Source organism: Antarcticimicrobium sp. (genome assembly GCF_029212575.1).
Lineage (GTDB): Bacteria > Pseudomonadota > Alphaproteobacteria > Rhodobacterales > Rhodobacteraceae > Antarcticimicrobium.
On sequence record NZ_JARGPK010000042.1, the window covers coordinates 47,754 to 73,321 of the forward strand.

Below are 25,568 nucleotides of genomic sequence, written 5' to 3' on the forward strand. Positions count from 1 at the left end.
TCCGCTGGGCGCCGACCTCATAGCCTAGGGGGCGGACCACCTCAACGCCAATGCGTTTTCGCCTTTCGCCGGCACCGGGTCATTTGTAAGGTCGCGACCGGTTCGCAGGATGGGGAGACACCGGCTTGACCACCACCGTCACGCCGATGATGGCGCAATATCTCGAGATCAAGTCACAGCACGCCGATGCGCTGCTGTTCTATCGCATGGGCGATTTCTACGAGATGTTCTTCGACGATGCGGTGGCGGCCTCCGAGGCGCTGGACATCGCGCTGACCAAGCGCGGCAAGCACGCGGGCGCGGATATCCCGATGTGCGGTGTGCCGGTCCATGCCGCCGAAAACTACCTGCTGACGCTGATCCGCAAGGGATTCCGCGTCGCGGTTTGCGAACAGATGGAAAGCCCGGCCGAGGCCAAGAAACGCGGTTCCAAATCGGTGGTGCGGCGCGATGTGGTGCGCCTTGTCACCCCCGGCACCCTGACCGAAGAGGCGCTTTTGGAGGCGAGGCGGCACAACTACCTCGCCGCCTATACCGAGATCCGCGACCAGGCGGCGCTGGCCTGGGCCGATATCTCCACCGGCGATTTCCACGTCATGCCCCTCACCCCGGTGCGATTGTCGCCCGAACTGGCGCGTCTGGCCCCGGCGGAACTGGTGTTACCCGATACGATCGAGGGCGAAAAGCACGGGTTAGTCTCTGATCTGGGGATCGCCCTGACCCCGCTGGCCCGCGCCAGTTTCGACAGCACCGCCGCCGAAAAACGGATAATGGAGCTGTTCCGGATCTCCGCGCTTGATGCCTTCGGCAGTTTCTCCCGCGCCGAGGTTTCGGCCATGGGGGCGTTGATCGACTACCTCGACATCACCCAAAAGGGCAAGCTGCCCCTGCTGCAACCGCCCCAGCGCGAGGCACAGGATCGCATCGTCCAGATCGACGCTGCCACCCGGCGCAACCTGGAACTGACCCGTTCGCTGTCGGGCGGCAAGGCGGGCTCGCTGCTGGCGGTGATGGACCGCACCGTCACCCCGGGCGGCGCGCGGCTGCTGGAACAGCGGTTGTCCAGCCCGTCGCGGGATCTTGCCGTGATCCACGCCCGCCAGGACGCCATCAGTTTCTGCGCCGGGGACAGCGCGTTTTCCGATCTTCTGCGCGACACCCTGCGCAAGACCCCGGACATGGACCGCGCCCTTTCGCGGCTGGCGCTGGAGCGCGGCGGCCCGCGTGACCTCGCGGCGATCCGCAGCGCCCTGATCCAGTCGGCGGCGCTGGCGGACATCTGTTCGGGACGCGACCTTCCCGCGCATCTGGCCGAGGCGGTGGCGGCGCTGACCGGGTTCGACGATCTCGCCGCGCTGCTCGAGGCCGCGCTGGTCGCCGATCCGCCGCTGCTGGCGCGCGACGGCGGGTTCATCGCGCCGGGCTACGATGCCGACCTCGACGAGGCGCGCACCCTGCGCGACGAGGGCCGCTCCGTCATCGCGGCGCTGCAACGCAAATACACCGAACACACCGGCATCGCCGCGCTGAAGATCAAGCACAACAACGTGCTGGGCTATTTCATCGAGACCACCGCCACCCACGCCGCAAAAATGCAGACCCCGCCCCTGTCGGAGAGCTACATCCATCGCCAGACCACGGCCAACCAGATCCGCTTCACCACCGTTGAGCTCAGCGAGATCGAAACCCGGATCCTGAACGCCGGGGGCCGGGCGCTGGAGATTGAAAAGCGGCTCTATCTAGGTCTTTCAGAGACGATTCTCGAGAATGCACCGCGCCTCAACGCCGCCGCGCGGGGGCTGGCAGAGCTTGATCTCGCCGCCGCGCTGGCCGATCTGGCGCGCGCCGAAAACTGGTGCCGCCCCCAGGTCGACGACAGCCGCGCCTTTGACGTCACCGGCGGACGGCACCCGGTGGTGGAACAGGCGTTGCGGCAGCAGGGCGGCACGCCCTTCGTCGCCAACGACTGCGACCTGACCGCCGGCGACGGCGCGGCGGTCTGGCTGCTCACGGGGCCGAACATGGCCGGTAAATCGACCTTCCTGCGGCAGAACGCGCTGATCGCGCTCTTGGCCCAGATCGGCAGCTATGTCCCGGCGGACCGCGCCCGGATCGGCATGGTCAGCCAGATCTTCAGCCGCGTCGGCGCCTCCGACGACCTGGCGCGCGGGCGCTCCACTTTCATGGTGGAAATGGTCGAGACCGCCGCGATCCTGAACCAGGCCGACGACCGCGCGCTGGTCATCCTCGACGAGATCGGCCGCGGCACCGCCACCTATGACGGGCTCTCCATCGCCTGGGCCACGCTGGAGCATCTGCACGACGTCAACCGCGCCCGCGCCCTGTTCGCCACCCATTACCACGAGCTGACCGCGCTCGCCGGCAAGCTGGAGCATGTCGACAACGCCACCGTCGCCGTCCGCGAATGGGAGGGCGAGGTGATCTTCCTGCACGAGGTGCGCAAGGGTGCCGCCGACCGCTCCTACGGCGTGCAGGTGGCGCAGCTTGCCGGGCTGCCCGCCTCGGTCGTGGTGCGCGCCCGCGTGGTGCTCGACGCGCTGGAAAAGGGCGAGCGCGAGGGCGGTGCGACGCAAAAGGCGCTGATCGACGACCTGCCGCTCTTCGCGGCAACACCGGCGCCGCCGCCGCCCGCCCCGGTGACCTCGCCCGTGGTGGAGATGCTGGGCGAGATTCACCCCGACGAGCTTACCCCGCGCGCCGCGCTCGACCTGATCTACAAACTGAAAGAGGCGGCCAAATCCTGACCGCCCCTTCTTTTCGTTCCAAATACTCCCGCCGGAGGCACGCGCCCCTTGGGGCGCGTTTCATCGCGTCGCCGGGGTCACGACGCCGGGGTTGACGACACGCCCACCTGCGCCGGGCGCAGCAGCCGGTCGTGCAGCAGGAACCCTTCGGCGGCCACCTGGATGATGTCGCCGGCCTTGGTGCCCGGCACCGGTGCCTCGAACATCGCCTGGTGCAGCTGCGGGTCGAACCGGTCTCCGACCTGCGGCGAGACCGGCTCGATGCCGTGCTTGCCAAAGACGTTCAGCAGCTCGCGCATGGTCAGCTCGATTCCCTCGATCAGCGCCGCGGCGGCTGCCCTCTGTTCGTCCGTCGCGGCCTCTATCGCGCGTTTCATGTTGTCATAGACCGGCAGGATGTCGCGCGCAAATTTCGACCCGCCATATTGCTCGGCTTCGCGGCGTTGCTTGTCGGCGCGCTTGCGCGAGTTTTCCGCATCCGCCAGCGCGCGCATGAACTTGTCCTTCAGCGCATCGCGCTCGGCCCGCAGCGCATCGACCTCGGCGGCCTCGCTATCGATCTCGGCCAGCTCCTCGGCCAGTTCCTCGGCCTCGGCGGCCTCGATGTCATCCAGAAAATCGTCGTTCTTGGGCTCTGCCATATTTCACCTCTAACTCCGGTCTGAAATCAGTTTTCCGACCAGCTGTGCCGTGTAATCCACGATTGGCACGATACGTCCGTAGTTCAGACGCGTCGGGCCGATCACGCCCACCGCGCCAATGATCTTTCGGTCCGCGTTCATATAGGGAGACACCACCAAAGAGGAACCCGAAAGTGAGAAAAGTTTGTTCTCCGACCCGATAAAAATGCGAACCCCCTCGCCCTCTTCGGCCAGGTCGAGAAACTGCTCGATATCGCGCTTGCGCTCCAGGTCGTCGAACAGGCTGCGGATGCGGTCGAGCTCCTCGCCAAACCCGTCCTCGCCCAGCAGGTTCGCGCGGCCACGCACGATCAGCCGGGCCGATTCCCCCTCGCCATCGTCCCAGACGGCCAGCCCGCTTTCGACCATCTCGCGCGCAAGGCTGTCGATCTGCTGGCGCCGCGCGGCGATCTCGGTGCGGATCACCCCCCGCGCATCGCTCAGCGTGCGCCCCTCGATCAGCGTGTTGAGAAAATTCGTCGCCTCCCGCATCGAACTTGGCGTCTGCCCCGGCGGCGGCGTGAACAGACGGTTTTCCACATGCCCGTCGGCAAAGACCAGCACCACCAGCGCCCGGTCATGGGCCAGCGACACGAACTCGATATGCCGGATCTCGGCCTCCTGCTTGGGGGCCAGCACCAGCGACGCACCCCGCGTCACCCCCGACAATGCCGCGCCGACCCGGTCGAGCAGCCCGCCGACATCGGCCGAATTGCTGCCCGATACCGTCGCCTCGATCTTCTCGCGGTCGGCCACCTCCGGGTCGCGCACCTCAAGAAAGCCATCGACGAACATCCGCAGGCCCATCTGCGTCGGCACCCGCCCGGCGCTCACATGCGGGCTGTCCAGCAGGCCAAGGTATTCAAGATCCTGCATCACGTTGCGGATCGTCGCCGCGCTGACCTTTTCGCTCAGCGATCGGGTCAGTGTCCGGCTGCCGACGGGATCGCCGCTGTCGAGATAGGCCTCGACCACGCGGCGAAACACCTCGCGCGAACGCACGTTCAGCTCGTCCAGAACGTTTCTTGCATCATTCATACGCATCACCCTTGGCGGTGCGCCATTAAAGACCACATAGGCCCAAGGTCAATCGGGGTTGCACAGATACCCTGCCCGGCGGTATCCCGACGCCGAAAAACAAAGGAATTCCCATGCGACCCTCTGGACGAGATTTAAGCGACCTGCGCCCGGTTTCAATCGAAACCGGTGTAACCAAACATGCCGAAGGCTCCTGCATGATCCGCATGGGCGACACCCACGTGTTGTGCACCGCCACCATCGAGGATCGCGTACCGCCGTTTATCAAGGGCTCCGGCCTCGGCTGGGTCACCGCCGAGTACGGCATGCTGCCGCGCGCCACCAACACCCGCATGCGACGCGAAGCCGCAGCCGGCAAGCAGGGCGGACGCACGGTGGAGATTCAGCGTCTGATCGGCCGCAGCCTGCGCGCGGGCGTTGATCGCGTTGCGCTGGGGGAACGCCAGATCACCGTCGATTGTGACGTGATTCAGGCCGACGGGGGCACCCGTTGCGCCTCGATCACCGGCGGCTGGGTGGCGCTGCGGCTGGCGGTGAACAAGCTGATGAAGGCCGGCGACGTGCTGACCGATCCGCTGATCGACCCGGTCGCGGCGGTCAGCTGCGGCATCTACGCCGGTCAGCCGGTGCTGGATCTGGATTATCCCGAGGATTCCGAGGCCGGCGTCGACGGTAATTTCATCATGACCGGCTCTGGCCGTTTGATCGAGGTTCAGATGTCCGCCGAGGGCTCGACCTATACCCGCGCGCAAATGAACGAACTGCTGGATCTGGCGGAAAAAGGCGTGGGAGAACTGGTCGCCGCGCAAAAGGCCGCCTGCGCATGACCCGGAAATTCACCGGCGACCGCCTTCTGGTCGCGACCCACAACACCGGCAAGCTGGAGGAGATGGCGCATCTCCTCGCGCCCTTTGGCGTGACGGTGGTGGGCGCCGGTGAGATGGACCTGCCGGAACCCGAGGAAACCGAGGATACTTTCGTCGGCAACGCCCGGATCAAGGCGCATGCCGCCGCGCGGGCCACCGGGCTGCCGGCGCTGTCGGACGATTCCGGCATCACCATCGACGCGCTCGACGGTGCGCCCGGGGTCTATACCGCCGACTGGGCCGAAACCCCGCAGGGGCGCGATTTCATCATGGCGATGACCCGCACCCATGAGGAGTTGGAGGCAAAGGGCGCCCCCAATCCCCGCCTCGCGCAGTTCCGCTGCACGCTGGTGCTGGCCTGGCCCGACGGGCACGACGAGGTGTTCGAGGGGGTGATGCCCGGTCAGGTGGTCTGGCCGATGCGGGGGGAACAGGGCCATGGCTATGACCCGATCTTTGTTCCCGAGGGATATGACATCACCTTTGGCGAAATGGACCGCTGGGAAAAGAACAAGATCAGCCACCGCGCCCGCGCGGTCGAAAAATTTGTTGCCGGCTGCTTTGGATGAGGATTGGCGCAACGGGGGCTTTGGCCTCTACCTGCACTGGCCGTTCTGTCAGGCCAAGTGCCCCTATTGCGACTTCAACAGCCATGTGTCCCGTGAAATAGACCAATCCGCCTGGGTTAGAGCCTATTTGAAAGAGATTGAACGGGTCGCCGCCGACACATCGGGCCGGGTTTTGAGGTCGATCTTTTTTGGCGGCGGCACCCCCAGCCTGATGGCGCCGGACACCGTTGCGGCGGTGATCGAGGCCGCCCGCGCCCACTGGCCCTTTGCCAATGACATCGAGATCACGTTGGAGGCCAACCCCGGCTCGGTCGAGGCCGGGCGGTTCGCAGGGTTCGGTGACGCCGGGGTCAACCGGGTCTCGCTCGGGGTGCAGGCGCTCAACGACGACGATTTGCGGCGGCTGGGGCGAATTCACTCGGCGGCTGAGGCGCGCGCGGCTTTCAACATCGCACGGAGCTGTTTCGACCGGGTGAGCTTCGACCTGATCTATGCGCGGCAGGGTCAAACCCTCGATGCCTGGCGGAGCGAGCTGAGCGAGGCGCTGGAGATGGCGGTCGATCACCTGTCGCTCTACCAGCTCACCATCGAACCCGGCACCGCCTTTGGCGATCGCTACAAGGCCGGCAAACTGCGCGGGCTGCCCGATGACGACCTCTCGGCGGACATGTACTTTGCCACGCAGGAGATCTGCGCCCGGCACGGGCTGCCCGCCTACGAGGTGTCTAATCACGCCCGGCCCGGATCGGAATCGCGCCACAACCTGATTTACTGGCGCTATGGCGACTATCTCGGGATCGGACCCGGCGCGCATGGGCGCGTTACCCTGGACAATGTACGATATGCCACGGAAACCCCCAGGAATCCCGCCGCCTGGCTTCAGGCCGTGGAGCACGGGGCGGCTGAATCTGTCAGAACCTGTCTTGACCCACAAGATCAGGCGTCTGAATACCTGATGATGGGGATACGACTGAGCGAGGGGCTGGATATTGATCGTTTCGAGAAAATCGCCGGATACCCTTTGCCTGCCGACAAGATCGCTTATCTAAGGGATCTGGGTATGATCGCACTGTCGGACAACAGGCTGACTGTCACCGATCAGGGGCGCCCGATCTTGAACGCGATCATTCGCGAATTGCTGGCGGGCTGACACATGCGGTTTATCTGGGCGGGACTAGGGGCGATCTGTGTCGCCCTCGGCGTTGTCGGCGCCTTTCTGCCGCTGCTTCCCACCGTCCCCTTCCTGCTGCTCGCCACGTTTCTGTTCGCCAATTCCTCACCCAGGATGCACAACTGGATCGTCTCGCACCGGCATTTCGGCCCGATGATCGAGGATTGGACCCGCTCCGGCGCCATCCGCCCGCGCGCGAAACGGCTGGCAACCCTGTCGATCGCCGCCGTTTTCGCAATCTCGCTGATCGCTGGGGTGCGCCCACTGATCCTCGGAGTTCAGGCGGTCATCCTTGGCTGTGTCCTGATTTTCATCTGGACCCGCCCTAACGGCTGAGCCGCCCGCAAAGATCGTCCAATTGATCGAGCGTATCGTAGCGGATCGAGATGACGCCCGCCTCGCCGCCCGGCTTGTGGTCGATCGTCACCTTCATGCCCAACACCGCCGAAAGATCCCCCTCCAGCGCCTTGGTATCGGCATCCTTTTCCATCGCCTTTTTGGCCGCAGGTCTGGGTGCGGGGGCGTCGCCCTCCCCCCCCTGCTGTTTCTTGGCCAGCGCCTCGGTCGCCCGGACCGAAAGCCCGTCCCGCACAACCGCCTTGGCCAGGGTCGATGGGTTTTCCGAGGTGATCAACGCCCGTGCATGGCCCGCCGACAGATCGCCGGACTTGACCAGGTCCTGCACATCCTCGGGCAAGGTCAGCAAACGCAGCAGGTTGGCGATGTGGCTGCGGCTCTTTCCCAGAGCCTCCGCCAGTTTTTCCTGCGTGTGGCCGAACCGTTCCATCAACTGCCGATACCCCGAGGCCTCTTCCATCGCGTTGAGGTCGGCGCGCTGGATGTTCTCGATGATGGCAATTTCCAACACCTCGATATCGTCGAGATCCCGGATCAGGACGGGTATCTCGTGCAGCTGGGCTTTTTGCGCCGCGCGCCAGCGGCGTTCCCCGGCGACAATCTCGTACCCGCCACCGGCGGCGGGACGCACGATCAACGGTTGAAGGATGCCCTTTTCCCGGACCGAGGCCGCCAGATCCGCCAGATCGTCGGGATCAAAACGACGCCGCGGCTGGTTCGGGTTCGGCCTGATCTGTTCGATCGGCACCATTGTATCGGCGCGCCGCACCGATTGCTCGGCCGACGGGGCCGGCTCCAATGACACATCCGCCATCAACGCGGAGAGGCCGCGCCCCAACCCGCGGGGTTTGTTTTTCTTTTCTGCCACGGTCTTTCCTCCACGTCGCTCAGGCGGCGATCTTTTCGTGTTTTCCAATCAATTCCCGCGCCAGCGCCCGGTACGCGATCGCCCCCTGCGAGCCGGAATCATAGCTCAGAACCGGCAGCGCAAAGGACGGCGCCTCGCTGACCCGCACATTGCGCGGGATCATCGTCTTGAACACCAGGTCGCCAAGGTATTCGCGCGCATCCTGTTCCACCTGCTGCGACAGGTTGTTGCGCCGATCATACATGGTAAGGACCACGCCTTCGATCCGCAATTCGGGGTTCGCGGTCTGTCGGACCTCGCGGATCGTCAACATAAGCTGAGACAGCCCCTCCAGCGCGAAGAACTCGCTTTGCAGCGGCACCAGAACCGAATGCGCGGCGACCATGGCGTTGACCGTCAGCAGGTTCAGCGACGGCGGGCAGTCAATCAGCACATAATCCATCCCGAACGCATCCATCGCCGGCTGCCGCAAGGCATCATGCAGCAAAAAGCTCCGCTTTTCATTCGCCATCAGCTCGATATCGGCCGAGCTCAGGTCTACCGTCGCCGGCACGATCGACAGCCCCTCGATCGCGGTGGGCTGGATCACCTGGTCAAGCGGGACATCCTCGACCAGCAGCTCATAGGTTGTCATGTCGCGGTCCGCGGCCTCGATCCCCAGCCCGGTGGAGGCGTTGCCCTGCGGGTCGATATCAACGACCAGCACCCGCTTGCCGCACTCCACCAGGGCGGCGGCAAGGTTGATCGCGGTCGTGGTCTTGCCCACGCCGCCCTTCTGATTGGTGACAGCGATGATTCTCGGCCCGTTAGGGCGGGACAGGTCAGTCACGCGACACTCCTTCGACTTTCAAGATTACCGCTTCGGGGTCGGTGATACTGGTAATCGGCTGCGCCTTGAATTTCCATCGTTGCCGCGCGGAATCCAGTTCTTTTTGCCAGGTGACACCTTTGGGAAACAGCGCCACGCCGGATCGATTCAGATGCCGGTCCGCAAACCCGAGCAGCGTCTCCAGATCCGCGAGCGCCCGGGCTGAAAGAATGTCCGCCTGTTGCGGCTCCACCGCCTCGATTCGCTCGGCGATTATGGTACAGGTGGCCCCTGTCTCACGCGCCGCGGCGCGGAGAAAGGCGGATTTTCTTTGGTCGCTTTCGATCATCGTCACGCGCAGGTTCGGCGCCGCATCGGCGGCGAGGATGGCAACGATCAGCCCGGGAAAGCCCCCTCCGCTGCCGAGGTCGACCCAATGCCCTTCGGGCGCCACGCAATCGAACAGCTGGACCGAATCGGCGATGTGTCGGGTCCAGAGGTCCGAAAGACTGTTGCGGGACACCAGGTTGATACGCGGGTTCCATTTTTCCAAAAGCGCGGCAAAGCTTGAAAGCCGGTCCAATGTTTCACGTGAAACATTCAACCCCGGCGGCATCGACCCCTGCCCGCTCATGCGCGGCGCGCCTCGTCGCCGCGCCGCAACCGCGACAGCAACAGGGCAAGAGCCGCCGGCGTCATCCCGTCGATCCGTCCCGCCTGGGCCAGGTTTGCGGGTCTTGCCCGATCCAACTTTGACTTCAGCTCGTTCGACAGCCCCTCGATCGCGCTGTAATCGAACCCCTCGGGAATCTCCCGCGTCTCGTCGCGCCGTAACGCCTCGATGTCCTTTTTCTGGCGCTCTATGTAGTTCACGTAGAGCGCCTCGCGCTCCAACTGGCGGCGACTGTCCGCGTCCACCCCGGCAAGATCGCTGTCGAGCGGCAGGAGATCCTCGAAATCCACGTCCGGAAAGGCCAGGATCGCCATCGCCGTTCGGCGGGATCCGTCCTGATTCACCCTGATCCCGGCTTCGGCAACCTCCCTCGTGGTATAGCCGCGCCCGGTCAGCATGTCGCGGGCCGTGTCCAGCCGCTCCATCTTCTGCCCGAACGCCGCCTCCCGGTCCTGGCCGATACAGCCGATCTCCAGCCCCAGCGGCGTCAGCCTCTGGTCGGCGTTATCCGCGCGCAGCGACAAGCGGAACTCGGCGCGCGAGGTGAACATGCGATAGGGCTCAGTAACCCCGCGCGTGGTGAGATCGTCGATCATCACGCCGATGTAGCTGTCCGACCGGTGAAATCCGACCGGCGCGCGCCCCTGCGCCGCGCGGGCCGCGTTCAGCCCCGCCACCAGGCCCTGCGCCGCCGCTTCCTCATATCCCGTGGTACCGTTGATCTGCCCGGCGAGGTAGAGGCCCGGCACATCCCTGACCGCCAGCTCCTGCGTCAAGGCGCGCGGATCGACGTAATCGTACTCGATCGCATAGCCCGGTTGCAGGATCACCGCGTTTTCCAACCCGGCGATGGACTGCACGTACTCTTCCTGCACGTCCTCGGGGAGCGAGGTCGAAATCCCGTTGGGATAGACCGTGTGGTCGCTCACCCCCTCTGGCTCGAGAAAGATCTGATGCGAGTCCTTTTCGCCGAACCGCACGATCTTGTCCTCGATCGAGGGGCAATAGCGCGGCCCGACCCCCTCGATATGCCCCCCATACATCGCCGAACGCGACAGATTCCGCTCGATGATCTCATGTGTCCTGGGGTTTGTATGGGTGATGCCGCAGGAAATTTGTGGCGCCTGAACCCCCCGCGACAGAAAGGAAAACAGAACCGGATCCTCGTCACCCGGCTGCATCTCCAACCCGTCCCAGGCGATGGTGCGCCCGTCGAGTCGCGGTGGCGTGCCCGTCTTCAGCCGCCCCAGCGGCAGGTCAAAGGCGTCGATCCGTTCCGCCAGCTTGACCGAGGGGCGGTCTCCCATACGTCCGCCGGGGCGGGACACATCCCCGATATGGATCACACCGCGCAGGAATGTCCCCGAGGTCAGGACAACCGCGCTGGCCGGAACCTCGGACCCATCCGCCAGGATGACGCCGCAAACCCGGTCCTTTTGCATCAGGAAATCTGTCGCCTCGCCTTCGATGATGGTCAGGCCCGGCCGCGCCTCGGTCTCTGCCAGCATCGCGGTACGATAGATCGCCCGGTCCGCCTGCGCGCGCGGCCCCTGCACCGCCGGGCCTTTGCGGCGGTTCAACAGCCGAAATTGGATACCCGCCCGGTCCGCGACACGGCCCATCACGCCGTCCATTGCGTCGATCTCCCGGACCAGGTGCCCTTTCCCCAACCCCCCGATCGCAGGGTTGCAGGACATGACCCCGATTCCGGCGCGCGTCAGCGTAACCAGCGCCACCTGCGCGCCAAGACGCGCCGCCGCATGGGCCGCCTCGGCCCCCGCATGGCCGCCGCCGATAACGATCACATCGTACTGCGAATGTTTCACGTGAAACACTCCTCACTTGCCCAGACAGAAGCTGGCGAAGATCTCGTCCAGCAGGTTTTCCACATCGATCCGACCGACCAGGGATTCAAGGGCCCGAATCGCCTGCCGCAGATCTTCTGCAGCGATATCATACATATCCGGCCCGTCCTCCAGAACGCCGCGCGCCGAGGACAGGGATGTCAACGCCCGCTCCATCGCTGCCCTGTGCCTTTCCCGCGTGGCAAGGCCCGCGCTTGCCGTGCGGTCCGACAGGATTGCGCCGATCTCCGAAACCAGCCAATCCAGCCCCTCACCGGTCAGGCCGGACACAGCATGCGTCTTGACCTCCCGCCGGTCCGCCTTTGGCCGCGCCCGGATGTCTCCGGGCTGAAACGGAACGTCCAGATCCTCGCCCTCATCGGCCAGAAAGACGCGCAGATCCGCCGCCTCGGCCCGCCTGCGCGCCAGGGCGATCCCCATCCCCTCGACCATGTCGCGCGTCTGCCGCAACCCGGCGGTATCCAGCAAGGTCACCGGAAGCCCGGCCAGGTCCATCCGAACCTCGATCACGTCCCGTGTCGTGCCCGCGTGCTCCGATGTGATCGCGGCCTCCCGCCCCGCCAGCGCGTTGAGAAGGGTGGATTTTCCCGCGTTCGGCGCCCCGATGATCGCCACCTCGAACCCCTCTCGGATCCGTTCCGCCATTTGCACCCCGGCGGTTTGCGTCTTCAACTCCCGCTCCACCCGGTCGAGCAGCGCGGTCACCTCGGGCGTGACATCCGTGGGCACCTCTTCATCGGCGAAGTCGATCACCGCCTCGATCAGCGCTGCGGCGCGGATCAGGTCGGCGCGCCACCCCTCAGCCAAGCGGCCGAGCGCCCCGGCAAGAAGGCTTTGCGCCTGCTTGCGCTGCGCCTCGGTTTCCGCGTCGATCAGATCCGCCAGCCCCTCGACCTGGGCCAGGTCCAGCTTGCCGTTTTCCAGCGCGCGCCTGGTGAATTCCCCCGGATCGGCAAGGCGCAGCCCGTCGATCTTCCCCAGGGCCGACAGAACCCCGGCAACCCCGGCCAGGCTGCCATGTACCTGCAGCTCTGCCACATCCTCTCCGGTGAAGCTGGCGGGCGCGGAAAAGGTCAGGATCAGCCCCTCGTCCAGCAGGTCGCCGACCTCATCGTGCAACCGCCGCAGGGTCATACCGCGTTTCGGCAGAGAACACCCGCCCAACCTCCCGGCCGCCTCAAGCGCCAGTGGCCCGGAAATCCGGATCACCGCCACGCCGGATTTACCGCGTGCCGTTGCCAATGCGAAAATCGTATCCATGGCGCGTCTCCGCGCGGGAAACCCGCGCTCAGGTGTTCATGGAATCGAAGAACTCGGAGTTCGTCTTGGTCTGCTTGAGCTTCGACAGCAGGAATTCAATGGCGTCGGTGGTGCCCATCGGGTTCAGGATACGACGCAGGACAAAGGTTTTCTGCAGATCGCCCTTGTCGATCAGCAGGTCCTCTTTTCTTGTGCCGGATTTCAGGATGTCGATGGCCGGGAACACACGCTTGTCCGCGATCTTGCGATCCAGAACCAGCTCGGAGTTGCCGGTACCCTTGAACTCTTCGAAGATCACCTCGTCCATCCGGCTGCCGGTGTCGATCAGCGCCGTGGCGATGATGGTGAGCGATCCACCCTCTTCGATGTTCCGCGCGGCACCAAAGAACCGTTTCGGCCGCTGCAGCGCATTCGCATCCACACCACCGGTCAGAACCTTGCCCGAGGAGGGCACCACGGTATTAAAGGCCCTACCAAGTCTTGTGATCGAATCCAGAAGTATAACAACATCTCGCTTATGCTCGACCAGACGCTTGGCCTTTTCGATCACCATTTCCGACACCGCAACGTGCCGCGTCGCCGGTTCGTCGAAGGTCGAAGAAACAACCTCGCCCTTGACCGAGCGCTGCATGTCGGTCACCTCCTCCGGCCGCTCGTCGATCAGCAGCACGATGAGGTAGCATTCCGGATGGTTCTTTTCGATCGAGTTGGCAATGTTCTGCAGAATCACCGTCTTACCGGTCCGCGGCGGCGCCACGATCAGCGACCGCTGGCCCTTGCCGATCGGGGCGACCAGGTCGATGATCCGTGCGGTCCGGTCCTTGATCGTCGGATCCTCGACCTCCATCTTCAACCGTTCATCGGGATAAAGTGGCGTTAGGTTGTCGAATGCGATCTTGTGGCGGGCCTTCTCGGGGTCTTCAAAGTTGATCGTGGTGACATTGGTCAGCGCGAAGTACCGCTCATTGTCCAGCGGCGCCTTCATCTGCCCGTCCACGGTATCGCCGGTGCGCAGGCTGTATTGCCGGATCATCTCGGGCGACACATAGATGTCATCCGGACCGGGAAGATAGTTCGCCTCGGGCGAGCGCAGGAAACCGAACCCATCCTGCAACACCTCGAGCACACCATCGCCAAAAATCTCCCATCCCTCGTCCGCGCGTTCGCGCAGGATCTGGAACATCATCTCGCCCTTGCGCATGGTCGAGGCGTTCTCGATCTCCAGGTCCTCGGCCATGGACAGAAGGTCCTTGGGGCTTTTTGCCTTGAGATCGGACAGGGTGAGGGATTCGACGGTCATGATGATACGGCCCTTGGCCCCCGAATGATCGCGGGGCACTTTTCAAATGGACAGGAAGAGACATCGCCCGGACGGGCGCGTTGCCGGATTACATAATGAAGCGGCGTGACCGAGTCAAATCCCGATCAGAACTTCACAACCACCGAGATCACGATCACCACCATCAACAGTGTCGGGACCTCGTTCATCATGCGAAATTGCCGCCCGCTCAGCTTGTTCCGGCCGGCAAGGAAATCCTTGCGGCGCCAATCCAGCCAGAAATGAAACCAGGTCATCGCAATCACCGCCGCCCCCTTGGTCCAGGGCCAGATCCAGCTCCAGTCGACGATCCCAGGTGTTACCACCAGCAAAAGCCCCATGATCCAGGTCGCGATCATCGCGGGATGCATGATGTAGCGAAACAGCTTTTCCTCCATCACCAGGAAGATCGCCGGCGCATCGGTGACCGACTGCGCCTTTTCTATGTGATAGACAAACAGCCTCGGCAGGTAGAACAGCCCGGCCATCCAGGACAGCACGGCCATGATATGAATCGACTTGGTCCAAGGGTACAGCGTGATCAACAGGTCGGACATTTGGTTTCCCGCGCAGTTTCCTCTCTCCTAATAATAAGAAAGAAAAGAAGAAAGGATGATGATGAGGTAGGGACGCCGGAAACGGTGGATTATCGTCTTGTCCCGGATGTTGTCCACCATGGGGACAGCTTGGGACAGTTTCCCGCGATTTTCTGACAGACGGCGGGAATTTAAATATAAATCAATATCTTAAAATGAATACGGCGCGGTAACCTTTGGGGATAACTCCGGGAGAAATCCAGAGAACAGGGGTTCTCCCGTGCGCATGGGTTATCCTTATCCAGCCGGGAGGATTTCGGCACGGACGGGAACAAGTCGCCCGAAATCATGGGGTCTTGCACCCACAGACGGATAACCTAGAAACCATCAGGGATCGTCCGCCCCCCGATACCGGAGTTTTCCACATGTCTGTCCCGATCATTCTTGCCTCTGGCTCCGAGGTCCGCGCCACCCTGCTTCGCAAAGCCGGGGTGCAGGTCGAGGCGATTTCCCCGCGCATCGACGAGGATGCGGTCAAGGCTGCGCTGATGTCCGAGGCCGCCGCGCCGCGCGACATCGCCGACACGCTGGCCGAACTCAAGGCCCGCAAGATCAGCGAACGGATGCCCGGCGCCATGGTGATCGGTTGCGATCAGGTGCTTGATTTCGAGGGATCACTGCTGTCGAAACCGGAAACCCCCGAAGAGGCGCTGGATCAGTTGCGCCGGATGCGCGGCAGGCGGCACAAGCTGCTGTCGGCGGCGGTGATCTGTCGCGACGGGCGGCCCGAATGGCGTCACGTCGGCCAGGTTCGCCTGACCATGCGCGAGGCAAGCGATTCCTATCTGCAGGGTTACGTCGCCCGCAACTGGGACAGCATCCGCCACTCGGTCGGGGCATACAAGCTCGAGGAAGAGGGGGTGCGCCTGTTCACCGCCATTGACGGGGATTACTTTACGGTTTTGGGTATGCCATTGTTGGAATTGCTCAATTTCCTGATGCTTCGGGGGGAGATAGACGCATGACGGATACGCGGATTCCGCTGGCGGGGGTGATCGGCACCCCCATTGCGCATTCAAAATCGCCGCGCCTGCACCGGCATTGGCTCACGACCTACGGGATCGCGGGGCATTACATCCCGATGGAGGTCCGCGCCGAGGATCTGGAACAGGTGCTCGGGGCCCTGCCGAAGATGGGGTTCGTCGGCATCAACGTCACGATTCCGCACAAGGAAAAGGTGATCATGCTGGCGGATCAGGTCACCGACCGGGCCACGCTGATCGGGGCGGCAAACACGTTGATCTTCCGGCCCGACGGCAGCATTCACGCCGATAACACCGATGGCTACGGATTCATGGAAAACCTCCGTCGTGGCGCGCCGGGATGGGATCCGGCCGCCGGGCCCGCGGCGGTGCTTGGGGCGGGCGGTGCGGCCCGCGCCGTGATCTCGGCGCTGATCGACGCAGGTGTGCCGGAGATCCTGTTGACCAACCGCACTCGGGTGCGGGCGGAAAAGCTGAAACAGGATTTCGGCCAACGGGTGCGCGTGATCGACTGGGTGCAGGCCGGCAACATCATAGAGGACGCTGCGCTGGTGGTGAATACGACCTCGCTGGGCATGCTCGGCAAGCCCGAGCTGCGGGTGCCGCTCGACGGTATCGGGCCGCAGACCGTTGTCACCGATCTTGTCTACAACCCGTTGAAAACACGCCTTCTTCAGGTCGCGGAAGAGGCGGGTGCAACGGCGGTGGACGGGCTGGGTATGTTGATCTACCAGGCGGTTCCGGGGTTCGAGCGCTGGTTCGGGCAACGCCCGGAGGTTGACGAGGCCACTCGCGCGGCGGTCCAGGCATGAGCTTTGCGCTGGGACTGACCGGGTCGATCGGAATGGGCAAGAGCACCACCGCAAAGCTCTTCGCCGACGAAGGCTGCGCGGTCTGGGATGCGGACGCCGCCGTGCATCGCCTTTACGCCCCCGGCGGCGCGGCGGTGGAGCCGATGCGCGCCGCCTTTCCCGAGGCGATTGTCGAGGGTGCAGTCAGCCGCGAGGTTCTCAAGCGCATCATCGGGGCCGATCCCGCTGCGCTGAGGCGGATCGAACGGATCGTGCACCCTCTGGTGGCCGAGGATCGCGAGAGGTTCCGGGCCGATGCGCGTGCCGATATCCTCGTTTTCGACATTCCGCTCTTGTTCGAGGGCGGCGGCGCGGCGGCGATGGACGCCACCGTCACCGTATCCGCCCCGCCCGAGGTGCAGCAGGAAAGGGTGATGGAGCGCGGCACCATGACGCTCGCGCAATTCCACCAGATCCGGGAAAAACAGATGCCCGACGAAGAAAAACGCGCCCGGGCGGACTATGTGATCATCACCGACCCGATCGACCATGCGCGCGATCAGGTGCGGCGGATCGTGGCAGACATCAGGGCAGGGATGAACCATGCGTGAGATCGTACTCGACACCGAGACCACCGGGCTGGACCCGAAAACCGGCGACCGCATCGTCGAGATCGGCGCGGTCGAGCTCTATAATCATATGGTCACCGGCAATACCTATCACCAGTATATCAACCCCGAACGCGACATGCCCGAAGAGGCGTTCAAGGTGCACGGGCTGAGCATCGATTTCCTGAGCAACAAGCCGGTCTTCAAGCAGATCGGGCAGGCGTTTCTCGATTTCATCGGCGACGCCAAGCTGGTGATCCACAACGCCAGCTTTGACATGAAGTTCCTGAACGCGGAGCTGCAATGGATGGGGTTGCCGGAACTGCCGTGGGAGCAGGCGGTGGACACACTGGCCATCGCACGCAAGAAGTTTCCCGGCGCGCAGGTGTCACTCGACGCGCTTTGCAGACGCTTTGCCATCGACAATTCGGCGCGGACATTGCACGGCGCCCTGCTCGATTCCGAGATTCTGGCCGAGGTTTACCTGGAGCTGATTGGCGGGCGCCAACCGGATTTCGGATTGCAGGCGGATCAGGGTCAGCGCGGTACTGCGGCCGTCGACGAAGCCTGGCGACCAAGGCCGCGCCCCGCCGCCCTTCCTGGTCGGATCAGTGCGCAGGAACAGGCGGCGCACGATGCCTTTGTCGAAAAGCTGGGGGACAATGCGCTGTGGCGACAGGGGTGATCCGACCGTCGCGCAACCCCGGACCCTGACGCAACGAAAAAGGCCGCGATCCGGGGATCGCGGCCTTGGTCATTTCGTGGGCGTCGTGGCTCAGGCAGTGGCCGGAGCCGCGCCCTGAGCCGCCTTCCGACGCTCCAATTCGCTGCGATAGAGCGCGACGAAATCGATGGTGTCCAGGTTCAGCGACGGGAAGCCGCCATCGCGGGTCACGTCGCTGACGATCCGGCGCAGGAAGGGGAACAGCATTCGCGGGCATTCGATCAGAAGGAAGGGATGCAGTTGTTCGTCCGGCACCCCGGCAACATGGAAGATGCCGACATACTCGACTTCCATCAGGAACAGAACGTCGTCCATGCCCTTGGCCTTGGACTCGACGTTCAGCTTGATCATCACCTCGTACTGGTTGTCAGGCTTGCGTTTTTTCGCGTCCATGTTCACCCGAACACTGATGTCGGGCTGCACTTCGCCCGAGGCGCCTTTTTGCGCCATCACGTTCTCAAAGGACAGGTCGCGGACGAACTGGCCCAGAACCTTCATCTGGACCTGTGGCGCCTGTTGCGCCTCGGCGCCGTTGCTTTCCGGCTTGTCGGACATCGGATATCTCCTGACTCTCGCGTTCGGCGCTGCTTAGCACCTCATCCGGCATTGCTCAATGGCGCTCCGGCCCCTCGACCCAGCCCGAGGGCGGCTGTCCGGGGCGGCGGGGGCGCCCTGCTGGATCGACCTCGGTATAATCCCCGTCGACAACGTCGCCGTGCCCGCCGGGGCGAAACCCGGCAGAGCCGCCCATGTCGAACCGCGCCACCGTGACGCGGCGGCGCAGATGGCGAAACACCGCGACCCGAACCGGCGGCATCAACAGCGCAAAGCCCAGCGCGTCGGTGAAGAATCCGGGCGTCAGCAACAGCGCGCCGGCGACCAGGATCATCGCGCCATGGGCCAGCGGTTCGGTCGGATCGTTCAACTCCGAGAATGCGCGCTGCAACTGCCCCAGGGCGGTCCGCCCCTGCGTGCGCACCAGCCATGTGCCCAGCATGGCGGTCAGAACCACCACCGCGAGCGTCGGCCACAGCCCGATCAGCCCGCCCACCTGGATGAACAGGGCGATTTCGATCAGGGGAACAGCCAGAAAGGCCAGAAACAGATACATCGCGCGGCTCCTTTGGGATGTCCGGAACAGTGGACTAACCCCTGCCCCTCACCTACATAGGGGCCAAGGGGCGATCTTACAAAGCCCGACGCCTGATACGAGGACCAAATGAATTCACCTTTGATCCAGCTTCTGGTGCTGGCCGGCATCGCCATTTTCCTGATCCTGCGCCTGAAAAACGTGTTGGGGTCGCGCGAAGGCTTTGAAAAACCGCCGACGCCGCAGCAGGCCGACAAGCGGTCGCGGCCCGATTTCGAAGTGATCGACGGCGGCCCCGACCGCGATATCACCGACCATGTCGCCGAGGACAGCCCGCAGGCGCAGGCGCTGACCGAGATGAAACGGGTGGAACCTGCGTTCTCTGTGACAGAGTTCGTTCAGGGCGCGCGCGGTGCCTACGAAATGATCCTGATGGGCTACGAGCTGGGCAATCTCGACGAGATTCAGCCGTTTCTGGCCGAGGACGTGTTCGAAACCTTTGTCGCCGGCGTCTCCGCGCGCGAGGATCAGGGCCTGAAAATCGAGGCGGAATTCATCGGAGTGCGGGAAACCGCGATTGCCGACGTGCGATTCGACAAGGACACCAACCTGGCAGAGATCACCATGCGGTTTGTCGGCGAATTGACATCGGTCGTACGCGATCGCGGCGGCGACATCGTCGAAGGCAGCCCCACCACGGTCAAGCGTCAGAAAGACAGCTGGACCTTCGGCCGGACCATGGGCAGCGCCGATCCCAACTGGCTGCTTGTCGCCACGGACGGATGATTGCCGCGCTCCGCACAGTCGTGGTGGCGGGGGCCCTTCTGATGGCCGCCCCTCCCGGGGTCGGGGCAGAGCCCGAGCATGAAATCCTGGACTTCAGCCGCCTCGACGGCTGGGAGAAAGACAATCACGCCGCCGCGCTCGAGGTCTTTCTGGAAACCTGTCCGGACATGGACGACCCGGACTGGCGCAGCCTCTGTGCGCTGGCCCAGCAGCAGAGCGCACAAAGCGCGCGCGCGTTCTTCGAACTGTTCTTTCGCCCGGTGCTGATCCGCGACGGGGCGGACCCGCTTTTCACCGGGTATTATGAACCCGAGCTGGACGGCGCGCGGCATCCCGGCGCGCGGTTTCGATATCCTCTCTACAAGACGCCGCCCGAGGCGCGCCGTACATCCACCTGGTTGTCCCGGCGCGAGATTCTGACCAGCGGCGTGATGGAAAACCGTGGACTCGAGATTGCCTGGGTCGATGACCCGGTCGAGCTGTTCTTTCTCCAGATCCAGGGCTCGGGCCGGATCCGCCTGCCCGACGGACAGACCCTGCGCGTCGGCTATGGCGGATCGAACGGTCATTCCTATCGCTCCATCGGGGTCGAACTGGTGCGACGGGGGATCTACAACGCCCATCAGGTCAGCGCCCAGGTCATCAAGAACTGGGTCCGCCGCAACCCCGAGGCCGGCGAAGAGCTGCTTTATCACAACCCCTCTTACGTGTTTTTCCGTGAAGTCGGCCATGTCGGCGATCACCTCGGGCCGCTGGGCGCGATGAACCGCCCGATCACCCCGCTGCGCAGTATCGCGGTCGACCCCGCCTATGTACCACTGGGCGCGCCGGTCTGGCTGGAAAAGGACGGCGCCGGCAAGATGCGGCGGCTTATGGTGGCGCAGGATACCGGCTCGGCGATCAAGGGCGCACAGCGGGCCGATATCTTTTTCGGCACCGGCGCCGCCGCCGGTCAGGCGGCCGGACGGATGCGCGACCCGGGCCGCATGATCGTGTTGCTGCCGATCCAGCGGGCCTATGCACTGTTGCCGGATGGCGCGTGATGGCGCGGCGCAAACTCAGCGAGGAAGAGCTTGAGCTTTGGCGCCGGGTCACGGATCAGGCCGAACGGCTGCATCCCAAACGGTCCGAAACCGCCCTGCCGCCACCCGCCGCGAAACCGAAACCGCTGAAGCGCCCCGACAAACCCGGCATCGCGCCGTTTCGCCTCGGACAGGGGGCCAGGCCCGCCGCCGCCCGCCACGATCTGAAACCGTCGATGGCCGAGCACCTCTCGACCGCCCCGGTCAAGATGGATCGCAAGGCTTTTACCCGCATGAAACGCGGCAAGCTCAGGCCCGAGGCGCGGATCGACCTGCACGGGATGCGGTTGGACCGCGCGCATCCCGCCCTGACCCAGTTCATCCTGTCGTCGCAGGCCGCCGGGCGGCGGCTGGTTCTGGTGATCACCGGAAAGGGCAAGCGGAGCGTCGATCCCGGACCGATCCCGATCCCGCGCGGCGTGCTCCGGCACCACGTCCCGCAATGGCTGTCGATGCCGCCGCTGGCGCAGGCGGTGCTGCAGATCACCCCGGCGCACCTCAGCCATGGCGGCGAGGGGGCCTATTACGTCTATCTGCGCAGGCCGCGCTGAGGCGTCACATCTTGGTCAACAGCAGGTCGGGCGACAGGATCATCTGGGTCGCGTTGCGCACCGTCAGGACCGTACCGGGCAACAACCCTGACCGCGCCGAGCGATCCGACTGAAAGGCGTCCTTCATCGTCTCGCTGTTGTTGATCAGGGAAATCAGCGCCGGAGACGTGCCGAAGGTGAAATGATTGACGCCACTTTTGCTGAACTCCGAGACATCCACGATTGTCACCGGGAAATCCCCCAGCGCCCCCGGGTCGGTCAGGTTGCCCAGCCGCGCCGTGGCCCCGTTGATCCGGGCCGACAGCGCCAGCGCCTTGTCGTTTTTCGAGGTGATGATGGCAAACGGTCGTGGCAGGTCGTGGAACCGTGTCGCCTGCTTGCGGAACAATTCCACGTCCAGATCGGGCGAGATAAGCACGACGCCGCCCAGTGCGCGCCTGGTCCAGCCGGGATCGGCGATCTCGATCTGGCGCAGCGTCTCCATCACCAGCATCGAGCCCAGCGAATGCGCGATGATGATGATCCGCCGGGGTCCGGCCGCGCGCAGATCGTGCAACAGCTGTTCCAGCGCATCGCGCGACACCAGAACGCTGTCGCGGTCATAGGTGTAGCCCAGCGGATGGGTGGCGCTGGGCCAGGAAAAATGCACAGGCACCGCCGGCACGTCAAAATCGTGTACGACCTGCGCGGTGCGGAACACCCCGTCGAAAAAGCTGTTGTTGTAGCCGTGGATGTAAAGCGCGATCTCGCGCCGGTCGGGCGGCGCCGCGCGCAGCGCCCGCGCCAGTGCGGCGCGAAATGCCGTACGCCCGTCTATATCGGCGCGGCTGGCGATTGTGAAATCGGTCTGCGGGTTCGGGCGATCATAGCCGTTGCGGATCCGCCCCTTTCGATGGGTTGGCGGGATCGACACGCCCAGCTCCATGTAACTCATCCGGTCCGACCGCTGGGTGGTGAACCAGCCGCCCGGCTCCGGCACCCGGTTGGTGGCGGTAAAGACGGGCCGTATGACCCCCACATCCGCCGCCCGCGGCACCAGCGGCGCATGGAACCTGTCGGAACAGGCCGAAACCCCGGCCGCCGCGGTCAGCATCAACATCTGTCTTCGGTGCACCGCGAATCCCCGCTCTCGTTTCAGGCCAGTCCAACCGCAGGATAGCGGGCGATGACGCGGGGTCTAGAGAACGTAACGGCTCATGTCGGCCGAGCGGGTCAGTTCGCCCAGGTTCTTCTCGACGAAACCGGCATCCACGGTCACCTTGTCGCCGGCGCGGTCGGGGGCTGAAAAGGACAGCTCCTCGAACACCCGCTCCATCACCGTGTAAAGCCGCCGCGCGCCGATGTTCTCGACCGACTGGTTCACATCGGCCGCGATCTTGGCCAGCGCCGCGATCCCGTCCTCGGTGAAATCCACCGTCACCTCTTCGGTGCCCATCAGCGCGGTATATTGCCGGGTCAGCGCATTGTCAGTCTCGGTCAGGATGCGCACGAAATCGCCCTCGGTCAGCGCCCGCAACTCCACCCGGATCGGCAAACGGCCCTGCAATTCCGGCAACAGGTCCGACGGCTTGGCGATGTGAAAGGCGCCCGAGGCGATGAACAGGATATGGTCGGTCCTGACCGGCCCGTGCTTGGTGGAAACCGTGGTGCCCTCGATCAGCGGCAGCAGGTCGCGCTGCACGCCCTCGCGGCTCACGTCGCCGCCGCGCACGTCCTGGCGCGCGCAGACCTTGTCGATCTCGTCGAGAAAGACGATGCCGTTCTCCTCGACCGATTCCAGCGCGGCCCGCGTCACCATCTCGTCGTCCAGCAGCTTGTCGGCCTCTTCCCCGATCAGGAGATCGTAGCTTTCCGCCACCGTGGTCTTCTTGCGCACGGTACGCCCGCCAAAGGCCTTTCCGAAAATATCGCCCAGGTTCATCATGCCCATCTGGCTGCCCGGCTGGCCGGGAATGTCGAACATCGGCATCGGGTTCGAGGTATCGGCCAGCTCCAGCTCGATCTCGGTATCGTCCAGCTCCCCGGCCTTGAGCTTCTTGCGGAACATCTCGCGCGTGCCCTCGCGTGCCGCCTCGCCGGCGATGGCGTCGATCACCCGGTCCTCGGCGGCATGATGCGCTTTGGCCTTGACCTCTTCGCGCATCCACTCGCGGGTCTGCGCGATGGCGCTGTCCACCAGGTCGCGGACGATCTGCTCCACGTCGCGCCCGACATAGCCAACTTCCGTGAACTTGGTCGCCTCGACCTTGATGAAGGGCGCCCGCGCGAGCCGTGCCAACCGGCGCGAGATCTCGGTCTTGCCAACGCCGGTGGGTCCGATCATCAGGATGTTCTTGGGGTACACCTCGTCGCGCAGATCGTCGGAGAGCTGCTTGCGCCGCCAACGGTTGCGCAGCGCCACGGCCACGGCGCGCTTGGCGTCGGCCTGTCCGATGATGAACCGGTCCAGCTCGGAAACGATTTCGCGGGGGGTAAGGTCGGTCATGTCTGTCCTTCGGATGTCACTGGTCAAATGCGGATCGATCGCGATGGCATGCGGGCTAACCCGCGATGCTCTCCACCGTCACCTTGCCATTGGTGTAAACGCAGATATCCGCCGCGATCGCCATCGCCTTGCGGGCCACGTCCTCGGCGGTCAGATCGCTGTCCATCATCCCGCGCGCGGCGGCGAGCGCGAAGTTTCCGCCCGAGCCGATCGCGGCCACGTCATGTTCGGGCTCCAGCACGTCGCCGGCGCCGGTGATCACATAGATCTCGCGCCCGTCGCTGACGATCAGCATCGCCTCGAGCTTTTGCAGGTACTTGTCGGTGCGCCAGTCCTTGGCCAGTTCCACCGCCGCCCGCTGCAACTGGCCCGGTGTCGCCTCCAGCTTGGCCTCCAGTCGCTCCAGCAGGGTAAAGGCATCCGCCGTCGATCCGGCGAACCCGGCCACCACGTCAAAGCCGCCGGGGCTAAGCCGGCGCACCTTGCGGGCGGTGCCCTTGATTACGGTGTCGCCCAGCGACACCTGCCCATCGCCCGCGATCACCACCTGCCCGCCCTTGCGGACGCCGATGATGGTGGTGCCGTGCCAGCCGGGAAAGGAATTCTCGCTCATCTGCACCTCCTGCTCATTGCCTGCCTATATGGACGGGGCGGTGCGGACAGACAAGGGCGGCGCGTCCCGCTTGCCCTGCCCGCGCCCCCTGACTAGCGTGCCGCCATGACCGACCACCGCGTCACCTTCTATCTCGAGGACGGCCTGCGCCAGAGCGCCGAGGCCGGGCAGCATAATTTCCTGACGCTGGTCGCCGGGGTGCTGCGCGACGCCGGTTTTTCCATCGCCTATCGTCCCGATACGGAAGAAGAGCGCGCCGCCTCGGCCAAGCGTCCGGATTACGCGCTGTTTCACATGGCCGAGCCCACACATGACCGCGCCCTGACCCTGCGCCGCGTCTATCACTATCCGTTCTGGGCGATCGAGCCTTCCGCCCGGCGCTGGGACTGGCGCGTTGCGCGCACCGGTTTTCCCGCCGATGCGGTGCCGCGCAAAGAGGCCGACCGCTTCTATCGCTTCTGGCAGCGGCGCCTGTTCGGCGACGCCCCGGAGCGGGTCAGCCGCGACGGCTATGTTTACGTCCCGCTGCAGGGGCGGCTGCTGCAGCACCGGTCGTTCCAAGGCTGCGCGCCGCTCGACATGCTGCACGCGGTCCTGGCCCACACCTCCGCTCCGGTCATAGCGGGATTGCACCCGAAGGAGAGCTATTCGGACAAAGAGCGCGCGGCACTCGACCGGATGCAGCGCAATCACCCCCGCCTGACCGTCGCCACGGGCGGGATGGAGCGCTGGCTGTGGGGCTGTGATTTCACCGTCACCGAGAACTCCAGCGCCGCCTTCAACGGGTTCTTCTTCGGCAAGCCCGCCGTGCTCTTCGCCCGCTGCGATTTCCACCACATCGCCGCCGATGCCGCCCGGATGGGGGCGGAGGAAGCCCTGCGCGCGGCACCGGACATGGCGCCCGATTACGCGGGATACCTGCACTGGTTCTGGCAGAAGATGGCGATCAACGCCGGTCGGCCCGGGGCCCCGGAGAGGATCCGCGAAGCCCTGCTGCGGGCGGGATGGCCGGTCTAGCGCT

At 64.6% G+C, this 25,568-nt stretch carries 27 protein-coding genes; 13 read left to right on the top strand and 14 right to left on the bottom strand.

The genetic code is table 11. The features are described 5' to 3' along the window. Nucleotides 1-146: 146 nt before the first annotated feature. Nucleotides 147-2,765, top strand: coding sequence for a DNA mismatch repair protein MutS (gene mutS / locus P1U75_RS07710; protein WP_300242183.1), 2,619 nt, complete (start codon nucleotides 147-149; stop codon nucleotides 2,763-2,765). Between the two features lie 77 nt (nucleotides 2,766-2,842). On the opposite strand, the gene P1U75_RS07715 is transcribed toward mutS, so the two are convergent. Then, nucleotides 2,843-3,406 carry a nucleotide exchange factor GrpE gene (locus P1U75_RS07715; RefSeq protein WP_300241719.1) on the bottom strand — a complete coding sequence of 188 codons (564 nt, stop codon included), beginning with the start codon at nucleotides 3,404-3,406 and terminating at the stop codon, nucleotides 2,843-2,845. A 9-nt stretch (nucleotides 3,407-3,415) separates the two neighbouring features. Then, nucleotides 3,416-4,483: a heat-inducible transcriptional repressor HrcA gene (gene hrcA / locus P1U75_RS07720; RefSeq protein WP_300241721.1), complete on the bottom strand. Its 1,068-nt coding sequence runs from the start codon at nucleotides 4,481-4,483 to the stop codon at nucleotides 3,416-3,418. Between the two features lie 113 nt (nucleotides 4,484-4,596). Between hrcA and rph the strand changes: the two genes are divergently transcribed. The 4 genes from rph to P1U75_RS07740 are packed head-to-tail and all read left to right on the top strand — an operon-like array spanning nucleotide 4,597 to nucleotide 7,425. Beyond that, complete coding sequence (gene rph / locus P1U75_RS07725) at nucleotides 4,597-5,310, top strand: ribonuclease PH (RefSeq protein WP_300241723.1); 714 nt, start codon at nucleotides 4,597-4,599, stop codon at nucleotides 5,308-5,310. Beyond that, nucleotides 5,307-5,918: an RdgB/HAM1 family non-canonical purine NTP pyrophosphatase gene (gene rdgB / locus P1U75_RS07730; RefSeq protein WP_300241725.1), complete on the top strand. Its 612-nt coding sequence runs from the start codon at nucleotides 5,307-5,309 to the stop codon at nucleotides 5,916-5,918. Before rph ends, rdgB begins: the two co-directional genes overlap by 4 nt. Then, entirely contained in the window at nucleotides 5,911-7,068 is a 1,158-nt protein-coding gene (gene hemW, locus P1U75_RS07735; RefSeq protein WP_300242186.1) for a radical SAM family heme chaperone HemW, read from the top strand. Before rdgB ends, hemW begins: the two co-directional genes overlap by 8 nt. Nucleotides 7,069-7,071: 3 nt before the next feature. After that, nucleotides 7,072-7,425, top strand: coding sequence for a YbaN family protein (locus P1U75_RS07740; protein ID WP_300241728.1), 354 nt, complete (start codon nucleotides 7,072-7,074; stop codon nucleotides 7,423-7,425). Here the strand turns inward: P1U75_RS07740 and P1U75_RS07745 are convergent. From P1U75_RS07745 to P1U75_RS07775, 7 genes are all read right to left on the bottom strand, one after another. After that, on the bottom strand, nucleotides 7,415-8,314 hold the full coding sequence (locus P1U75_RS07745) for a ParB/RepB/Spo0J family partition protein (RefSeq protein WP_300241730.1): 900 nt from the start codon (nucleotides 8,312-8,314) through the stop codon (nucleotides 7,415-7,417). The two genes, P1U75_RS07740 and P1U75_RS07745, sit on opposite strands and share 11 nt — an antisense overlap. Nucleotides 8,315-8,333: 19 nt before the next feature. Next, nucleotides 8,334-9,143: an AAA family ATPase gene (locus P1U75_RS07750; RefSeq protein WP_300241732.1), complete on the bottom strand. Its 810-nt coding sequence runs from the start codon at nucleotides 9,141-9,143 to the stop codon at nucleotides 8,334-8,336. Then, nucleotides 9,136-9,756 (bottom strand): 16S rRNA (guanine(527)-N(7))-methyltransferase RsmG, encoded by a 621-nt coding sequence (gene rsmG, locus P1U75_RS07755; RefSeq protein ID WP_300241734.1) that lies wholly within the window; start codon nucleotides 9,754-9,756, stop codon nucleotides 9,136-9,138. Before rsmG ends, P1U75_RS07750 begins: the two co-directional genes overlap by 8 nt. Next, on the bottom strand, nucleotides 9,753-11,621 hold the full coding sequence (gene mnmG, locus P1U75_RS07760) for a tRNA uridine-5-carboxymethylaminomethyl(34) synthesis enzyme MnmG (RefSeq protein ID WP_300241737.1): 1,869 nt from the start codon (nucleotides 11,619-11,621) through the stop codon (nucleotides 9,753-9,755). Before mnmG ends, rsmG begins: the two co-directional genes overlap by 4 nt. 12 nt (nucleotides 11,622-11,633) lie before the next feature. After that, nucleotides 11,634-12,920 carry a tRNA uridine-5-carboxymethylaminomethyl(34) synthesis GTPase MnmE gene (gene mnmE, locus P1U75_RS07765; RefSeq protein WP_300241740.1) on the bottom strand — a complete coding sequence of 429 codons (1,287 nt, stop codon included), beginning with the start codon at nucleotides 12,918-12,920 and terminating at the stop codon, nucleotides 11,634-11,636. Nucleotides 12,921-12,948: 28 nt separating this feature from the next. Further along, complete coding sequence (gene rho / locus P1U75_RS07770; protein ID WP_300241742.1) at nucleotides 12,949-14,220, bottom strand: transcription termination factor Rho; 1,272 nt, start codon at nucleotides 14,218-14,220, stop codon at nucleotides 12,949-12,951. Nucleotides 14,221-14,345: 125 nt separating this feature from the next. Continuing rightward, the gene (locus P1U75_RS07775) at nucleotides 14,346-14,795 is read right to left on the bottom strand and encodes a CopD family protein (RefSeq protein ID WP_300241744.1); all 450 of its coding nucleotides are present in this window, start codon (nucleotides 14,793-14,795) and stop codon (nucleotides 14,346-14,348) included. A 404-nt stretch (nucleotides 14,796-15,199) separates the two neighbouring features. Here P1U75_RS07775 and P1U75_RS07780 point away from each other — a divergent pair, with 404 nt between their 5' ends. From P1U75_RS07780 to dnaQ, 4 genes are read left to right on the top strand one after another with little or no spacing between them, the layout of a single operon-like run. Further along, nucleotides 15,200-15,799, top strand: a complete 600-nt coding sequence (locus P1U75_RS07780) for a Maf family nucleotide pyrophosphatase (RefSeq protein ID WP_300241747.1) — start codon at nucleotides 15,200-15,202, stop codon at nucleotides 15,797-15,799. Further along, the gene (locus P1U75_RS07785) at nucleotides 15,796-16,629 is read left to right on the top strand and encodes a shikimate dehydrogenase (protein WP_300241750.1); all 834 of its coding nucleotides are present in this window, start codon (nucleotides 15,796-15,798) and stop codon (nucleotides 16,627-16,629) included. The genes P1U75_RS07780 and P1U75_RS07785 overlap by 4 nt, the downstream gene beginning before the upstream one ends. Then, a complete protein-coding gene (gene coaE / locus P1U75_RS07790) occupies nucleotides 16,626-17,219 on the top strand; it encodes a dephospho-CoA kinase (protein WP_300241752.1) in 594 nt (197 codons plus the stop codon). Before P1U75_RS07785 ends, coaE begins: the two co-directional genes overlap by 4 nt. Further along, the gene (gene dnaQ, locus P1U75_RS07795) at nucleotides 17,212-17,901 is read left to right on the top strand and encodes a DNA polymerase III subunit epsilon (protein ID WP_300241754.1); all 690 of its coding nucleotides are present in this window, start codon (nucleotides 17,212-17,214) and stop codon (nucleotides 17,899-17,901) included. The genes coaE and dnaQ overlap by 8 nt, the downstream gene beginning before the upstream one ends. 90 nt (nucleotides 17,902-17,991) lie before the next feature. Here dnaQ and secB read toward each other — a convergent pair whose 3' ends face one another. After that, entirely contained in the window at nucleotides 17,992-18,495 is a 504-nt protein-coding gene (gene secB, locus P1U75_RS07800; RefSeq protein WP_300241757.1) for a protein-export chaperone SecB, read from the bottom strand. Nucleotides 18,496-18,550: 55 nt separating this feature from the next. Continuing rightward, nucleotides 18,551-19,051, bottom strand: coding sequence for an FxsA family protein (locus P1U75_RS07805; RefSeq protein WP_300241759.1), 501 nt, complete (start codon nucleotides 19,049-19,051; stop codon nucleotides 18,551-18,553). A 108-nt stretch (nucleotides 19,052-19,159) separates the two neighbouring features. Between P1U75_RS07805 and P1U75_RS07810 the strand changes: the two genes are divergently transcribed. Genes P1U75_RS07810 through P1U75_RS07820 form a run of 3 tightly spaced genes read left to right on the top strand, consistent with a single transcriptional unit; the run spans nucleotide 19,160 to nucleotide 21,449 of the window. Further along, nucleotides 19,160-19,816 carry a Tim44/TimA family putative adaptor protein gene (locus P1U75_RS07810; protein ID WP_300241762.1) on the top strand — a complete coding sequence of 219 codons (657 nt, stop codon included), beginning with the start codon at nucleotides 19,160-19,162 and terminating at the stop codon, nucleotides 19,814-19,816. Continuing rightward, entirely contained in the window at nucleotides 19,813-20,859 is a 1,047-nt protein-coding gene (locus tag P1U75_RS07815) for a murein transglycosylase A (RefSeq protein ID WP_300241765.1), read from the top strand. Before P1U75_RS07810 ends, P1U75_RS07815 begins: the two co-directional genes overlap by 4 nt. After that, on the top strand, nucleotides 20,859-21,449 hold the full coding sequence (locus P1U75_RS07820) for a Smr/MutS family protein (RefSeq protein ID WP_300241768.1): 591 nt from the start codon (nucleotides 20,859-20,861) through the stop codon (nucleotides 21,447-21,449). Before P1U75_RS07815 ends, P1U75_RS07820 begins: the two co-directional genes overlap by 1 nt. Before the next feature lie 4 nt (nucleotides 21,450-21,453). Here P1U75_RS07820 and P1U75_RS07825 read toward each other — a convergent pair whose 3' ends face one another. The 3 genes from P1U75_RS07825 to hslV all read right to left on the bottom strand — a co-directional run bounded on the left by P1U75_RS07825 (nucleotide 21,454) and on the right by hslV (nucleotide 24,547). Beyond that, entirely contained in the window at nucleotides 21,454-22,548 is a 1,095-nt protein-coding gene (locus tag P1U75_RS07825) for an alpha/beta fold hydrolase (RefSeq protein ID WP_300241771.1), read from the bottom strand. Between the two features lie 78 nt (nucleotides 22,549-22,626). Next, complete coding sequence (gene hslU / locus P1U75_RS07830; RefSeq protein ID WP_300241774.1) at nucleotides 22,627-23,934, bottom strand: ATP-dependent protease ATPase subunit HslU; 1,308 nt, start codon at nucleotides 23,932-23,934, stop codon at nucleotides 22,627-22,629. Between the two features lie 55 nt (nucleotides 23,935-23,989). Continuing rightward, the gene (hslV, locus tag P1U75_RS07835) at nucleotides 23,990-24,547 is read right to left on the bottom strand and encodes an ATP-dependent protease subunit HslV (RefSeq protein ID WP_300241776.1); all 558 of its coding nucleotides are present in this window, start codon (nucleotides 24,545-24,547) and stop codon (nucleotides 23,990-23,992) included. A gap of 105 nt (nucleotides 24,548-24,652) precedes the next feature. On the opposite strand from hslV, the gene P1U75_RS07840 reads away from it, so the two are divergent. Beyond that, a complete protein-coding gene (locus P1U75_RS07840) occupies nucleotides 24,653-25,564 on the top strand; it encodes a hypothetical protein (RefSeq protein WP_300241780.1) in 912 nt (303 codons plus the stop codon). The last annotated feature ends 4 nt before the right edge of the window (nucleotides 25,565-25,568 follow it).

Coding starts and splice junctions, on each gene's coding strand:
- mutS (WP_300242183.1), top strand. CDS start 147: ATGATGGCGCAATATCTCGAGATCAAGTCACAGCACGCCGATGCGCTG.
- P1U75_RS07810 (WP_300241762.1), top strand. CDS start 19,160: ATGAATTCACCTTTGATCCAGCTTCTGGTGCTGGCCGGCATCGCCATT.
- P1U75_RS07820 (WP_300241768.1), top strand. CDS start 20,859: ATGGCGCGGCGCAAACTCAGCGAGGAAGAGCTTGAGCTTTGGCGCCGG.
- P1U75_RS07775 (WP_300241744.1), bottom strand. CDS start 14,795: ATGTCCGACCTGTTGATCACGCTGTACCCTTGGACCAAGTCGATTCAT.
- mnmE (WP_300241740.1), bottom strand. CDS start 12,920: ATGGATACGATTTTCGCATTGGCAACGGCACGCGGTAAATCCGGCGTG.
- P1U75_RS07815 (WP_300241765.1), top strand. CDS start 19,813: ATGATTGCCGCGCTCCGCACAGTCGTGGTGGCGGGGGCCCTTCTGATG.
- P1U75_RS07840 (WP_300241780.1), top strand. CDS start 24,653: ATGACCGACCACCGCGTCACCTTCTATCTCGAGGACGGCCTGCGCCAG.
- rph (WP_300241723.1), top strand. CDS start 4,597: ATGCGACCCTCTGGACGAGATTTAAGCGACCTGCGCCCGGTTTCAATC.
- coaE (WP_300241752.1), top strand. CDS start 16,626: ATGAGCTTTGCGCTGGGACTGACCGGGTCGATCGGAATGGGCAAGAGC.
- P1U75_RS07785 (WP_300241750.1), top strand. CDS start 15,796: ATGACGGATACGCGGATTCCGCTGGCGGGGGTGATCGGCACCCCCATT.
- secB (WP_300241757.1), bottom strand. CDS start 18,495: ATGTCCGACAAGCCGGAAAGCAACGGCGCCGAGGCGCAACAGGCGCCA.
- P1U75_RS07715 (WP_300241719.1), bottom strand. CDS start 3,406: ATGGCAGAGCCCAAGAACGACGATTTTCTGGATGACATCGAGGCCGCC.
- hrcA (WP_300241721.1), bottom strand. CDS start 4,483: ATGAATGATGCAAGAAACGTTCTGGACGAGCTGAACGTGCGTTCGCGC.
- P1U75_RS07825 (WP_300241771.1), bottom strand. CDS start 22,548: ATGTTGATGCTGACCGCGGCGGCCGGGGTTTCGGCCTGTTCCGACAGG.
- P1U75_RS07805 (WP_300241759.1), bottom strand. CDS start 19,051: ATGTATCTGTTTCTGGCCTTTCTGGCTGTTCCCCTGATCGAAATCGCC.
- rsmG (WP_300241734.1), bottom strand. CDS start 9,756: ATGAGCGGGCAGGGGTCGATGCCGCCGGGGTTGAATGTTTCACGTGAA.
- rdgB (WP_300241725.1), top strand. CDS start 5,307: ATGACCCGGAAATTCACCGGCGACCGCCTTCTGGTCGCGACCCACAAC.
- P1U75_RS07740 (WP_300241728.1), top strand. CDS start 7,072: ATGCGGTTTATCTGGGCGGGACTAGGGGCGATCTGTGTCGCCCTCGGC.
- dnaQ (WP_300241754.1), top strand. CDS start 17,212: ATGCGTGAGATCGTACTCGACACCGAGACCACCGGGCTGGACCCGAAA.
- hslU (WP_300241774.1), bottom strand. CDS start 23,934: ATGACCGACCTTACCCCCCGCGAAATCGTTTCCGAGCTGGACCGGTTC.
- rho (WP_300241742.1), bottom strand. CDS start 14,220: ATGACCGTCGAATCCCTCACCCTGTCCGATCTCAAGGCAAAAAGCCCC.
- hslV (WP_300241776.1), bottom strand. CDS start 24,547: ATGAGCGAGAATTCCTTTCCCGGCTGGCACGGCACCACCATCATCGGC.
- P1U75_RS07780 (WP_300241747.1), top strand. CDS start 15,200: ATGTCTGTCCCGATCATTCTTGCCTCTGGCTCCGAGGTCCGCGCCACC.